Here is a 13,061-nt window from a genome sequence, read left to right as displayed (position 1 = left end):
CCAATCCGAGGGACGCAAAAAAAGTTGGAGGCGGGGGTTTACAAGGTAAAAGTCGCTTCCTATAATGCGTCTCTCTTTCGGGGCTATAGCTCAGCTGGGAGAGCGCTTGCATGGCATGCAAGAGGTCAGCGGTTCGATCCCGCTTAGCTCCACCAAGATCCCAGTCGGCCGCTTAGGCGGCCGATCTTAGTTTCAGCAGTAGCAGTTTTAGATGTCCCCATCGTCTAGAGGCCTAGGACACCACCCTTTCACGGTGACTACCGGGGTTCGAATCCCCGTGGGGACGCCAGTATCGGATTCGATATCGGCATTGCCGAATCGGATCAACCGCTTCACCGCGCACCCGTAGCTCAGTTGGATAGAGTATCTGGCTACGAACCAGAGGGTCGGGCGTTCGAATCGCTCCGGGTGCGCCACTTTCAAGTCACGTTGTCGTTGGTTGGACAACGCGCCTCGTCCCCATCGTCTAGAGGCCTAGGACACCACCCTTTCACGGTGACTACCGGGGTTCGAATCCCCGTGGGGACGCCAGGTTTCAAAGCTAAAAACAGCTTGCGCGAACAATAAAAATGAAGCCGACATATTGTCGGCTTTTTTATTGGGTCAATTTCCGTGTACCGTTTCCGTGTACCGATTCCCGCGCTGGGTTTTTTTCAAAAAAACTTCAATGACGGGCTGGCAAAGTGGCGGGCCTTCGCATAGAATGCCGGTCTTTCAACGACAGCGCGTCGATTCCAGATTTAACGGATCGCGCGATTCCCAGGTCGTCGATACGGGGCTATAGCTCAGCTGGGAGAGCGCTTGCATGGCATGCAAGAGGTCAGCGGTTCGATCCCGCTTAGCTCCACCAATACCAATCGGCCGCTGATGCGGCCGATTTTCTTTTGCCCGTCGCCGGGGCCAGTGGGCGGCCGTTGCGCTGGCCGCCCGATCCCGTTCCTTTATTCCATCGTACTGGCCGCTGCCAGCGCCGCCATGTTGATCAGGCGCCGCACCGTGGCCGTCGGCGTCAGCACATGCGCCGGCGCGGCCAGGCCCAGCAGGATGGGGCCGATGGTGACGCCGCCGGCCGCGCTGGTCTTGAGCAGGTTGAACGAGATATTGGCCGCGTCCAGGTTGGGCATGATCAGCAGATTGGCCGCCCCCTTCAGCGTCGATTGCGGGAACACCCGCTGGCGGATGTCGGGGGAGAGCGCGGCATCGCCGTGCATCTCGCCGTCGATCTCCAGCTCGGGCGCCTGCTCGCGGATCAGCGCCAGCGTGTCCTGCATCTTGTGCCCCGAGACGCAGTCCAGCGTGCCGAAGCTGGAATGGCTGAGCAGCGCCACGCGTGGCTGGATGCCGAACTTGCGCACCGTCGCCGCGGCCATCAGCGTGATCTCGGCCAGTTGTTGCGGCGTGGGGTCGGCGTTGACGTAAGTGTCGGCGATGAAGATGTTGCCTTCAGGCAGCAGCAGCGCATTCATCGCCGCCGTGACGCTGCGGCCGGGCTCGCGGCCCAGCACGTTGTGCAGATACCAGTGATGGCGGTGGTACTGGCCATGGGTGCCGCAGATCAGCGCGTTGGCTTCGCCGCGCTTCACCATCAGCGCACCGATCAGCGTGGCCTTGGCGCGGACCTCCGATTGCGCCAGTTCCTCCGACACGCCGCGACGCATCATCAACTGGTGGTAGAGCACCCAGTACTCGCGGTAGCGCGGGTCGTCTTCCTGGTTGCACAGCTCGAAATCGACGCCGGGGCGGATGCGCAGCCCCAATTGCTCGATGCGCAGCTCGATCACCCGCGGCCGGCCGATCAGGATCGGGTAGGCCAGCTTGTGGTCCACCACCTCCTGCACCGCGTGCAGCACCCGCTGGTCCTCGCCTTCGCAGAACACCACGCGCTTCTGCGTGGCGCGCGCGGCGACGAACACCGGGCGCATGAACAGGTTGGATTTGTAGACGAACTCGGTCAGGTGATCGATATAGCCGTCGAAATCCTCGATCGGCCGCGTCGCCACGCCGGCGTCCATCGCCGCGCGGGCCACGGCGGGGGCGATCTTGACGATCAGCCGTGGATCGAACGGCTTGGGGATCAGGTAGTCGCGGCCGAACTTCAGGTCCTGGCCGAGGTAGGCGTCGGCCACCACGTCCGACTGCTCGGCCATCGCCAGGTCGGCGATGGCGTCCACGGCGGCGCGTTTCATGCTCTCGGTGATGGTGGTGGCCCCCACGTCCAGCGCTCCCCGGAAGATGTACGGGAAGCACAGCACGTTGTTCACCTGGTTGGGATAGTCGGAGCGGCCGGTGGCCAGGATCGCGTCGGGCCGAACCGCCAGTGCCTCCTCGGGCAGGATTTCCGGCGCCGGGTTGGCCAGCGCCAGGATCAGCGGCTGCCGCGCCATCCGCGCCACCATCTCGGGCTTGAGCACGTTGCCGGCCGACAGGCCGAGGAACACATCGGCCTCGTCGATCACCTCGGCCAGCGTGCGGGCGTCGGTCGGCTGGGCGAAGCGCGCCTTCAGCGGGTCCATCAGTTCGGTGCGGCCTTCGTGGACCACACCGGCCAGATCGGTCACCCAGATGTGCTCGCGCGGCAGGCCCAGGTCGACCAGCAGGTTCAGGCAGGCCAGCGCCGCGGCGCCGGCGCCGCTGGCCACCAGCTTCACCGTGGCGATGTCCTTGCCCACCAGCCGCAGGCCGTTCTTGATCGCCGCTGCGACGATGATGGCGGTGCCGTGCTGGTCGTCGTGGAACACCGGAATCTTCATGCGCTGCCGCAGTTGTTCCTCCACGTAGAAGCATTCGGGCGCCTTGATGTCCTCCAGGTTGATGCCGCCGAAGGTCGGTTCCAGGCTGGCGATGATCTCGACCAGCATCGCCGGGTCCTTCTGTTCGATCTCCAGGTCGAACACGTCGATACCGGCGAACTTCTTGAACAGCACGCCCTTGCCTTCCATCACCGGCTTGCCGGCGAGCGGACCGATGTCGCCCAGGCCGAGCACGGCGGTGCCGTTGGAGACCACGGCGACCAGGTTGCCGCGCGCGGTGAGGTTGCGCGCCTCGGCCGGGTCTTCGACGATGGCCATGCAGGCGGCGGCGACGCCCGGCGAATACGCCAGCGCCAGATCGCGCTGGCTGGACAAACCCTTGGTGGGGGACACCTGGATCTTGCCGGGGTGGGGATGGCGGTGATACTCCAGCGCCTGCCGTTTCAGCTCTTCGTCCATCGCGCGCTTGCTCCCGCGGTTCCATCGCGACCGCATATGGGGGCTCACCATAGCGCGTCGGGCACAACGCACCTATTGGGGTTTTTGAACCTGCGGGGAATCCTGATGGCGCCGCGCGCGCCGGGCTTCTATCGGCGGCCAAGCCGCCGCGCTTCAGCCGGCCCCGGTCGGCGCGCTGGGTGGTATGGATCAGTGGCGCGGGTCGGGCTCATCGCCCAGGCCGGGCACCGGCGAAGGCAGCTCGTGGCGCGCCCGGCGCATCCAGTTGGCGTAGCTGGCGTCGGTGCTGTGATAGCGCACGTAGTCCTGCCCTTCGGGGCGAGCGGCCACCGAGGTGGGCACTTCGGCGGTATCCAGCTTGGGGCCGGGCGGGCGGATCTGGTCGCGCGGCGGCGCGGCGCCGTACTGGTCATCGTGATGGTGGGTCGCCATGGATGCACTCCCTGGTGGATGGATCGGTCTTCCGTAGCAGGCTTCGTGCCCGGCGCGAGGGGAGGGCGCCGCCGGGCCCGCATCGATGAAGCGGCGCATTTTTTCCTTACGAATGAAAGATTTGCAGTCCTGCCGCGCCAACCCGCATGACGCCGTCGGGCCGGCGCGGTGGCACGCAAGTTGCTGCGTGGCGGTTGCTCGTGCCATCGCGGCACTCAACCTCTGGAGACGCATCATGAAGACCCATATCGCTTCCAAGCTGTTGACCGGCCTGCTGCTCGTCGCCTCGGTGTCCACCATGGCGGCCACGGTCGACGAGACCGATCCCAACTACCAGCCGCAAAGCCAGGCCAACAGCGACGGCGCCTACCTGCCGGACGCCGATTCCAGCAACACTGCGGCCGGCGCCACCGACGTGAGCAAGAAGGCTGCCGATACCGATGCCGGCGGTACCGCCAACATCGAACAGCGCCGCAACGTCGAATAAGCGCTGCCTCGCCCGCTCGAAACCCGCCCCCTGGGCGGGTTTTTTGTCGATGCACGGAACGACCCGATGCGCAGCTTTACCTGTAGGTTTGGAAATGCTGCACGGGTAGGGAAACCCCAAATCTTGAACCACAAGGAACAGTGAGCACACGGAGGACGACAGAGAAGGCATCAAGCCCTGCGTTCGACTGTGGTTTTCTCCGTGAATCTCCGTGTTCTCCGTGTCCTCTGTGGTTCAAGACTTGGGGGTTTCCGCCCCGCCCCCCATCCAGCGTGGCACGCATCTTGCGATGTGTGGGGCGTGGTCGGCTCGTTCGATCGCACATGTCTGACTTCACAAGGAGCAACGTGATGCCGAACCAACGTCAAACCAGCAAGCAACAGACTCAGCAATCCAAACGCGGCGCCGCCGACAGCGGCAAGAGCGTCAACCAGCAGAGCCAGAGCCAGAGCCGCCAGGGGCGGAAGTAGCGGCTCGCAACGTCGTCGGCCGTCGTGGACCCGGCCGGCGACGAAGCCGATGGCGCGGCGAACCGGATCGCTGGCGCCACGGCACGAAAACGGCGGCCTTCGGGCCGCCGTTTTCATCTCCTGCCACCGCTTTGGAGCGGCAGACAAAAACCCGCGAAGCGGTTCCGGCAAGAAGCGCGAAACGCAGGCAGTACGTGTAGTACGGCAAGTGAGGCCGGCGCCCTCGCGCGCCGCCGCCAGAAGGGTTTTGCTGGCCGCTCTTAGTGAAGCGTTGGCCGCGACCAGCGATGGATGCCGCGCTGGCCATGATGGCCGGGCAGGTGCGGCGGCACCGAGGTGGTCGGCTGCTCCTCGTCCGGGTTGGTCATTTCGTCCTCGTTGAACTGCTCGATGATGGCCTCGTTGATCGAAGCCGGATTGGTGGGCTTTTCCACCGCGACATCGGTGTCCTTGCGCGAGTGCGCCCAGGCAGGGGGGCGGAGCGGATGGGGCATGGCGGTTCTCCGGAAATGGGTTCCCCACGGCGAGCAAATTGCATACCGAGCATGGCGACCGGGGCATCGGTCGGGCTCGGGTGGCCGGCTGCACGAATTACACGGCGGGGCGCAGGATTTGCGCCGCCATGGGCGCGGATGGCGCCGAACGGGCGCCCGCGGCGATGGCACGCGGCTTGCTGCACTCGGGATAACGCCGCACGGCGCTTTCCCACACCAAGGAGCAAGCCATGAGCCAACCCTTCAACGATCTTCCGCGCAACGCTGCCGGCCCGCAAACCGTTCAACCCGATGGCGGCCGCCGTTATGGCGGCGTGCCGGGCGGGGTGTCCGACGAATACGACGAGGGCGGCCTGACCACGCCCGAACCGCGCGCCGTCGGCGCCACCCAGGGCGCCCGCGTGGTCGGCCGCACCGAGAACCTGCAAGGCGACGGCCCCGGGCCGTTCCTGATGCTGGCCGAGTCGCTGCGCGGCGACGACGTGGTCAACAGCCAGGGCGAAAAGCTCGGCGACATCAAGGGCATCATGCTCGACGTGCAGCGCGGCCGCATCGCCTACGCCGTGTTGTCGGTGGGCGGTCTCCTCGGCCTCGGCGACAAGTTGTTCGCCGTGCCGTGGGGCGCTTTCACCCTCGACGCCGACAACGAGCGCCTGATCCTCGAAGCCGATCGCCAGCAATTCAAGGAAAGCGACGGCTTCGACAAGGACCACTGGCCCAGCATGGCCGACCAGTCGTGGGCCGCCCAACTGCACGCCGCGTACCGCGTGCGCCCGTACTGGGAGCAGGACGGGTTCTGATCCCGCGCCCCGGCCGTCCGCGGCCGGGGTTTCCGTCTCGCCCTCGCGTCGCCAAGGAGCCCCCATGCCCGAACAGACCCGGCCCCCGCAGCACCAGACCCACCAGCCCGGCAGCGAAGCCACCATGCATCCAAGGCCCGAATCGGCGATGCGCGACTACCGCGCCGCCGGTAAGCTGCACGACCAGGTGGCGCTGATCACCGGTGGCGACAGCGGCATCGGCCGTGCCGTGTCCGTGGCGTTCGCCAAGGAAGGCGCCGACGTGGTCATCGTCTACCTCGACGAAACGCAGGATGCGCAGGAGACACAGCGGCTGGTCGAGGCCGAGGGCCGGCGTTGCCTGGCGCTGGCGGGCGACGTGGCCGACCCCGCCTTCTGCCGCAAGGCGGTGGAGCACGCGGTGGCCGCGTTCGGCCGGCTGGACGTGCTGGTGAACAACGCGGCGCAGCAATACCCGCAGCCCAGCATCGTCGACATCAGTCGCCAGCAGCTGGAAAAGACCTTCGCCACCAACATCTTCGCGATGTTCTACCTGGTGCAGGCGGCGTATCCGCACCTGAAGGACGGCGGGCGCATCGTCAACACCACCTCGATCACCGCCTATCGCGGCAGCCCGCAATTGCTGGACTACTCGGCCACCAAGGGCGCCATCGTCGCTTTCACCCGCTCGCTGTCGCAGGCCGCGCTCAAGGACGGCATCCGTGTCAACGCCGTCGCCCCCGGCCCGATCTGGACGCCGCTGATCCCCGCCTCGTTCGACGACGAGCGCACCAGCCAGCACGGCAGCAGCGTGCCGATGCAGCGCCCCGGCCAGCCCGATGAAGTGGCACCGTGCTACGTGTTCCTGGCGTCCGACGATTCGAGCTACATGTCCGGCCAGGTGCTGCATCCCAACGGTGGCGAGGTGATCAATGGCTGATCCCGACGCGGTGCAGTGGATCGGCATCGTCAGCGCGTTGGTGCTGCTGATCACCCTGCTGCGGCAGATCCGGGTGCAGTGGACCAGTCGCGACGTGGAGGGCGTGTCCGGCTGGCTGTTCGCCGGGCAGATGTGCGCCTCGGCGGGCTTTCTCTGCTACAGCTGGCTGATCGGCGATACCGTGTTCATCTTCATCAACGTGATGGGGCTGACCACCGCGCTGCTGGGGCAGGGCATCTACTGGTACAAGCGGCGGCTGTTACAGGCCGGCGATACCAAGCACACCGGGCGGCGTACGGGGCGGCCTCGTCCCCCACTGAGCGCCGCGTGGCATCCACGCCGACTGCGCCGCGCGCGGGTCGCCGGCCAGCGGCCGGTGGCGCACCAGGCCGCCCTCGAGCGCGGGCTGCTGCATCCGCGCGCCTGAGCGCCACGCGCCGGCTGGCGCGCTGGGCATCGCCCCCCTTCGCCATCGCCTATATCGAATAGCGGCGCCGGCCAGCCAGCCGGTGCCGCTTTCTCTGGAGCACGTCATGTCGACCGAATGGGACGAATACGGTGCGGGTGACCCGCTGCTGCGCGAACTGGTCAAACTGGCCGTCGAAGGCACCTCGTTGCCGGTCACGCTCAGCGTCGGCGGTGCGCTGGTCTGCGGGCGGGTGATTCCGCGCCAGGAATACATGCGACTGCTGTCGGCCTGGTTGCCGCGCACGGTCGGGCCACAGCACGAGCGGCTGGATAACTGGCTGGACGCGCTGGTGCGTCACGGCGCCACGCCCGAGCCGACGCCGGGCTTCATCCACCTGAAGGATGCCTACTTCCTCGCCAGCGACGGCAGCCGCGTGCCCACCGATTCCGGCACGCTGTGGCGCGGCCGGCTGGCGCGCATCGACGGCTTCACCTTCGGCGTCTACTACGCCACCCCGCAGATGGATTGAGGCGATGCGGCTCGGCGCCACCGATCCGGCGCTCCGGCTTTGCATCGATACTTCGTCCCCACAAGAGCGCTGCCGCACCCGTTGCATCCGTATTCGTACGGTCCCCGGCCAGTCAGGCGGCGAATCGCAAAAACGTCAGTACCTCGCCCACAAACTCTTCGGGAAATTCGACGTTCGACAAGTGAACCGCTGGCAGAACCACGAGCTTGGAACCGTGGATGGCGGTCGCGATCTGGTCGCTATGGCTGGCCAGCGTAACCGTATCGTATTGCCCGGCGATGATGAGCGTCGGCCGCTCGATGAGGGCGCCAGTGCGGCGTAAATCCATGTCACGTACCGCGGCGAAGCTACCGGCAAGCCCTTGCGGCGAGATGGTTTGCACCATCTTGTGAAAGCCATCAACCACGTCGCGCCTGTTCTCACGCATGGACGCAGGGAACCAGTTGCCAATGAACATATCCGCCATGCCCACCATGTCCTTGGTGCGTGCCAGCTCGCGAATCATTTCGTCAAAATAACCAGCCGGGCTGAGGTAAGGCGAGGTGTTGCACAGGATCAGGCGGTCCACCCGATCCGCAGCATAAATGCCGAGCCATTGTCCAACCATGCCGCCCAGGGATAGCCCGCAGAAATGCACCTGTTCGATACCCACCGCATCCAGTAACTCCACGACATCCCGGCCGAGGCGATCAAGCGAATAGGCACCGGCCGGCGCCGCGGATTGCCCATGACCGCGCATGTCATAACGCAGGACCCGGAAATACCGGGTCAAGCTGGCGATTTGCGCATCCCACATCTCCAATGTCGTCGCGATGGAGTTCGCCAGCATCAGCACTGGTTTGTCTGCGGGGCCGTCGAAGCGGTAAGCAATCTTGCAGCCATCGCCGGTGGTGAAGAAGGAACGATTTTCCATGTGAGTACACCCTTTCCAAGTCATCGTTTGGGGTTATGAGCCCGGTAGCGCTCGATGCCGCGGAATGCGTTTCGGCGTACTCAGTCGAACGAAGCTTAGTGGCGGGGGCGTCCGAGATATATTACAAAGATCAGAATATCTTTGTAGATAAAACGGACATGAGTGAATTCACGCTTCGCGAGCTTCAATGCTTCAATGCGGTGGTCAGAACTGGCGGTTTCCAGGCGGCGGCAGCAGCGCTGCACCGATCTCACCCCTCTGTATTTGCGGCGGTCGCCAAATTGGAGCGGCAGCTCAATCTGAGCTTGCTCGATCGCAGTGGATACCGGGTGCAGGCGACCGATGCGGGTCTGTCATTTCTGCAGCGTGCACAAACTTTGCTGCGGGAAGCAGAAAACCTGCAAGCGCATGCCGTTCAATTGGCGATGGGCGAGGAAAGTACGTTACGCGTGGTGATCGGCGACGTGTGCCCAAGGCCGCCGATACTGGCATTGCTCAGCCGCTTTTTCTCGAATTGCCCGGTAACGCAGCTGGATCTGCATTTCGAAGCGATTGACGGCCCGCAGGAACGCCTTTTCGACAATGAGGCCGATCTCATCCTGCATCACGTGGACAAAAGCGACCCGCGACTGGAGTGGATCGCGCTGGGCACAACGCCGTTCGTGCCGGTGGTTGCTGCCGGCTTTCTGCCCTTTCCTGTTTCGGACGACATCAGGCCAGATCAGATGCGCGGCTTTACCCAATGCGTAATCCGCGATACGGCCCGGCATTCGGCACCCAGCAACTACTTCATCATCGAAGGGGCGCACCAATGCACGGTCGCCGATCAGTTGATGAAAAAAGAGCTCATTGTCCACGGAATGGGATGGGGCCACCTGCCAGGCTTTTTGATCGACCAGGAGTTACGCGACGGGCAACTGCGGTCTATTGCAGGGCGCTACTTGCCGGGGAGCGTTGTAGAGCTGGTCGCGGCACGCCGGCGCGATCGACCACACGGGCCTGTGGCGGAGCGGCTATGGCGAGCCATCGGTGAACACGCGGACCAATGGAAGCGCAGTGGTCTGGCCCTGCCTCAAGGGACACCGGGTTAAGCCATTCCCAGCGTAAAGCGCACTTACACTACTGCGCGCCGCTCCGGCCGATGACCTCTCGGTGACCTTAGTGCGAGACCCTGGGAGGTCTAAATCGTATTGCTACTCAAACTTGGGGGACGTCGCGGCCACCGCACGCTACGACGCCGCCAAATGCTGGCGCGCGGGGCTGATGTCCCTGCGCTTCAGCAATGCGCCATCAGGGCCGCATACTTATGCTTTGGTTTCCGCAGGCCATGTCACGCACGAGCCTGTAACGTATTGATTCGTATGGGCGTGATTTAACGCTTTTTAACCGGCCCGGCCCGGCTTGTTCGTCGCCTAAGTGAATGATAAATATGGATAAATTTTCTGTTTTGTTCGTCTGTACCGGCAACATCTGCCGCAGCCCCACCGCCGACGGCGTTATGCGCCACCTGGTGCGCGAGGCCGGCCTTGCCGACCGGGTGGAGGTCGATTCGGCCGGTACCCACGACTACCACGTCGGCGAAGCGCCCGACCGCCGCGCCCAGGCGCATGCGTCCAAGCGCGGCTACGACCTGCGGTCACTGCGCGCCCGCGAAGTGACCTCCGCCGATTTCGCCCGCTTCGACCTGATCCTGGCGATGGACGAAGGCCACCTGGCTCTGCTGCGCCGCCGCTGCCCCGAGCCATACCAGAACCGCCTCAAACTGTTCCTCGACTTCGCCACCCACTTCAACGAACGCGAAGTGCCCGATCCCTACTACGGCGGCCCGCAAGGCTTCGAACACGTGCTCGACCTGGTCGAAGACGGCTGCGAAGGCCTGCTGACCCACATCCGCACCGAGCTGGGTTAGGCGAAAGCCCCTTGGCAGCACAGCGCGAGCAAAGCAAGCGCCTACAACAACGCATCCCCGAACCACCCTCGAGCGCAGCGAGGCTCCCTCGCGGCGGCGAGGGCGGGGGGAGTCGGAATGAATCAGGGATCGCCGGTTCCCCGCATCCCACTCAATTCACGCCCCCGGCTCCGCCGGGGGCTCCGCAATGCCCGATTTCCCCCCAAGGTAAACCCGGACAACCGGCGATTGCTCTTGTAAGGACCCATCGCTAAACTTGCCGCTTTGCCCTTCAGGGGAGTAGTCGACCGCGCGGTCCTGCCGCCGGGGGATACGTCAACACACTTGGGCCGCAGCCCATGGCGTAGCCAGCCTGCCTTGCCGCAGGCCCGACAAGACCTGAGGTTCATGTCGCACGCACCCAGGGGTGGGCCGTGTGGCATGGCCTCATGTCGCCCGCCCCTGGAGTTCCCCCCGCATGGATGCCTTCCTCGTTTCCGCCGCAGTCGTTGCCGTCGCCGAAATCGGCGACAAGACCCAGCTGCTGTCGCTGATCCTCGCCGCGCGCTTCCGTCGTCCCTGGCCGATCCTGATCGGCGTCTTCGTCGCCACCTTGCTGAACCACTTCGCCGCCGGCTGGCTCGGCCAATGGCTGGCGGGCTTCTTCACGCCCGATGCGCTGCGCTGGACGGTGGGCCTGGGTTTCCTGGCGATCGCGGCCTGGGCCTGTATCCCTGACCAGATGGAGGAAGGCGAGGCCGAGGTGAAGCCCTACGGCGCCTTCATCGCCACCACCATCGCGTTTTTCCTGGCCGAAATAGGGGATAAGACCCAAGTCGCCACGGTGGCATTGGCTGTGAAATACTCGCCGCTGTGGATGGTGGTGGTGGGGACCACCGTGGGCATGCTCATCGCCAACGCGCCGGCCATCTGGCTGGGCAAGTGGATGTCCGACCGTCTGCACCTGTTGCGCTACGTGCGTTTCGCCGCGGCTGCCGCATTCGCCCTGCTGGGCGTTCTTGCGCTGTTGAAGGTGGGCGTCTAGCGTTCCAGACAATCAATAAATTCAGACACATAATCCAACTTTCGAATCAGGGGCTGATCATGCTGGAATCGTTTTTCAAACTGAAGGAGCACGGGACGGACGTCAGGACCGAAGTGCTCGCGGGCTTCACCACCTTCCTGACGATGGCCTACATCATTTTCGTCAACCCATTGATCCTGTCCAAAACAGGCATGGACTTCAACGCGGTGTTCGTCGCCACCTGTCTGGCCGCCGCGCTGGGCTGCGCCATCATGGGGCTGGTGGCCAACTATCCGATGGCGCTGGCGCCGGGCATGGGCCTGAATGCCTATTTCACTTATAGCGTGGTCCTGGGAAGCCCGGGTGTGACTTGGCAGGTGGCGCTGGGGGCGGTGTTCCTCTCGGGGATCATTTTCCTGGCGGTCAGCCTGTTCAAGGTGCGTGAAGCCATCGTCAACGCGATTCCGCAATCGCTCAAGTTCGCCATCTCGGCGGGCGTGGGCCTGTTTCTCGGCATCATCTCGCTCAAGAGCGCCGGCTTGATCACCGGCAGCCCGGCCACCCTGGTCACCCTGGGCGACATCCATGCGCCGAGCACGCTGCTGGCGATCTTCGGCTTCTTCCTGATCGTGGCGCTGGAATACCGCCGCGTGCACGGCTCCATCATCATCGGCATCCTGGCGGTGACCGTGCTGTCGGTGGTGCTGGGCCTGTCCGAGTTCAAGGGCGTGTTCTCCGCGCCGCCGTCGCTGGCGCCCACCTTCATGCAGATGGACCTGGGCGGCGCGCTCAACGTCGGCCTGCTGGGCGTGGTGTTCGTGTTCTTCTTCGTCGACCTGTTCGACACCACCGGCACCCTGGTCGGCGTGTCGCACCGCGCCGGCCTGCTGGACAAGGACGGCAAGCTGCCGCGCCTGAAGCGCGCGCTGATGGCCGACTCGGTGGCCATCGTCGCCGGCGCTGCAATGGGTACCTCGTCCACCACCGCCTATGTCGAATCCGCCGCCGGCACCGCCGTCGGCGGCCGTACCGGCCTGACCGCCACCGTGGTAGCCATCCTGTTCCTGGTCGCGTTGTTCCTGGCGCCGCTGGCCAACAGCATTCCGCCGTATGCCACCGCGCCGGCGCTGTGCTACGTGGCGGTGCTGATGGCGCGCGGCCTGGCCGAGATCGCCTGGGACGACCTGACCGAGGCCGCGCCGGCCGTGGTCACCGCCATCGCCATGCCGTTCACCTTCTCGATCGCCGACGGCATCGCCTTCGGCTTCATCAGCTTCGTGGTGATCAAGTTGCTGGCCGGCCGTTTCAGCGACCTGCGCCCGGCCGTCGTCATCATCGCCGCGCTGTGGCTGATGAAGTTCGCGTTCTTCCACTGAGCCCGACCATGACCCTGCAAGCTGCCGCTCCCGGATCGCCGTGCCGCCCAATCCCGACCTTGCCGGGAGCGTTGCGGCAGGTGGAAATCCGGCGCGGCGCCTGCCGGGTTG

At 64.9% G+C, this 13,061-nt stretch carries 13 protein-coding genes, 5 tRNA genes and 1 riboswitch; of the genes, 14 read left to right on the top strand and 4 right to left on the bottom strand.

What is annotated here, in order from left to right; all coding sequences use genetic code 11:
* Positions 1-79: 79 nt before the first annotated feature.
* From C556_RS0115050 to C556_RS0115030, 5 genes are all read left to right on the top strand, one after another.
* A tRNA-Ala gene (locus C556_RS0115050) sits at positions 80-155 on the top strand.
* Between the two features lie 58 nt (positions 156-213).
* A tRNA-Glu gene (locus C556_RS0115045) sits at positions 214-289 on the top strand.
* A gap of 50 nt (positions 290-339) precedes the next feature.
* Positions 340-416, top strand: a tRNA-Arg gene (locus C556_RS0115040).
* Between the two features lie 39 nt (positions 417-455).
* Positions 456-531 (top strand) — tRNA-Glu (locus C556_RS0115035).
* 243 nt (positions 532-774) lie between these two features.
* A tRNA-Ala gene (locus C556_RS0115030) sits at positions 775-850 on the top strand.
* A gap of 91 nt (positions 851-941) precedes the next feature.
* On the opposite strand, the gene C556_RS0115025 is transcribed toward C556_RS0115030, so the two are convergent.
* Together C556_RS0115025 and C556_RS0115020 are read right to left on the bottom strand one after the other, a co-directional pair.
* A complete protein-coding gene (locus tag C556_RS0115025) occupies positions 942-3,209 on the bottom strand; it encodes an NADP-dependent malic enzyme (RefSeq protein WP_018749079.1) in 2,268 nt (755 codons plus the stop codon).
* Positions 3,210-3,398: 189 nt separating this feature from the next.
* Positions 3,399-3,641: a hypothetical protein gene (locus C556_RS0115020; RefSeq protein ID WP_018749078.1), complete on the bottom strand. Its 243-nt coding sequence runs from the start codon at positions 3,639-3,641 to the stop codon at positions 3,399-3,401.
* Between the two features lie 235 nt (positions 3,642-3,876).
* Between C556_RS0115020 and C556_RS0115015 the strand changes: the two genes are divergently transcribed.
* Entirely contained in the window at positions 3,877-4,128 is a 252-nt protein-coding gene (locus tag C556_RS0115015) for a hypothetical protein (RefSeq protein ID WP_018749077.1), read from the top strand.
* A gap of 730 nt (positions 4,129-4,858) precedes the next feature.
* On the opposite strand, the gene C556_RS0115005 is transcribed toward C556_RS0115015, so the two are convergent.
* The gene (locus tag C556_RS0115005; protein WP_018749075.1) at positions 4,859-5,092 is read right to left on the bottom strand and encodes a hypothetical protein; all 234 of its coding nucleotides are present in this window, start codon (positions 5,090-5,092) and stop codon (positions 4,859-4,861) included.
* Positions 5,093-5,322: 230 nt separating this feature from the next.
* Between C556_RS0115005 and C556_RS0114995 the strand changes: the two genes are divergently transcribed.
* The 4 genes from C556_RS0114995 (at position 5,323) to C556_RS0114980 (ending at position 7,749) form a co-directional block, all read left to right on the top strand.
* Positions 5,323-5,892, top strand: a complete 570-nt coding sequence (locus C556_RS0114995) for a PRC-barrel domain-containing protein (protein WP_018749073.1) — start codon at positions 5,323-5,325, stop codon at positions 5,890-5,892.
* A 64-nt stretch (positions 5,893-5,956) separates the two neighbouring features.
* On the top strand, positions 5,957-6,811 hold the full coding sequence (locus C556_RS0114990) for an SDR family oxidoreductase (protein WP_018749072.1): 855 nt from the start codon (positions 5,957-5,959) through the stop codon (positions 6,809-6,811).
* Positions 6,804-7,238 carry a SemiSWEET family transporter gene (locus tag C556_RS21805; protein ID WP_018749071.1) on the top strand — a complete coding sequence of 145 codons (435 nt, stop codon included), beginning with the start codon at positions 6,804-6,806 and terminating at the stop codon, positions 7,236-7,238. The genes C556_RS0114990 and C556_RS21805 overlap by 8 nt, the downstream gene beginning before the upstream one ends.
* 106 nt (positions 7,239-7,344) lie before the next feature.
* Positions 7,345-7,749 (top strand): GvpU-like protein, encoded by a 405-nt coding sequence (locus C556_RS0114980; RefSeq protein WP_018749070.1) that lies wholly within the window; start codon positions 7,345-7,347, stop codon positions 7,747-7,749.
* A 112-nt stretch (positions 7,750-7,861) separates the two neighbouring features.
* Here C556_RS0114980 and C556_RS0114975 read toward each other — a convergent pair whose 3' ends face one another.
* Entirely contained in the window at positions 7,862-8,662 is an 801-nt protein-coding gene (locus C556_RS0114975; protein ID WP_018749069.1) for an alpha/beta fold hydrolase, read from the bottom strand.
* Positions 8,663-8,820: 158 nt separating this feature from the next.
* On the opposite strand from C556_RS0114975, the gene C556_RS0114970 reads away from it, so the two are divergent.
* The 4 genes from C556_RS0114970 (at position 8,821) to C556_RS0114955 (ending at position 12,950) form a co-directional block, all read left to right on the top strand.
* Entirely contained in the window at positions 8,821-9,753 is a 933-nt protein-coding gene (locus C556_RS0114970; RefSeq protein WP_026263128.1) for a LysR family transcriptional regulator, read from the top strand.
* A 338-nt stretch (positions 9,754-10,091) separates the two neighbouring features.
* Positions 10,092-10,571, top strand: a complete 480-nt coding sequence (locus C556_RS0114965; RefSeq protein ID WP_026263127.1) for a low molecular weight protein-tyrosine-phosphatase — start codon at positions 10,092-10,094, stop codon at positions 10,569-10,571.
* Between the two features lie 268 nt (positions 10,572-10,839).
* Positions 10,840-10,941: riboswitch (yybP-ykoY riboswitch) on the top strand.
* 87 nt (positions 10,942-11,028) lie between these two features.
* Positions 11,029-11,595, top strand: a complete 567-nt coding sequence (locus tag C556_RS0114960) for a TMEM165/GDT1 family protein (protein WP_018749066.1) — start codon at positions 11,029-11,031, stop codon at positions 11,593-11,595.
* A 59-nt stretch (positions 11,596-11,654) separates the two neighbouring features.
* Complete coding sequence (locus C556_RS0114955) at positions 11,655-12,950, top strand: NCS2 family permease (protein ID WP_018749065.1); 1,296 nt, start codon at positions 11,655-11,657, stop codon at positions 12,948-12,950.
* Positions 12,951-13,061 lie beyond the last annotated feature (111 nt).

The sequence above is a fragment of the Chitiniphilus shinanonensis DSM 23277 genome (assembly GCF_000374805.1).
Lineage (GTDB): Bacteria > Pseudomonadota > Gammaproteobacteria > Burkholderiales > Chitinibacteraceae > Chitiniphilus > Chitiniphilus shinanonensis.
The sequence above is the reverse complement of the archived record's forward strand: the minus strand, read 5'-3'. Positions and strand labels throughout refer to the sequence as shown.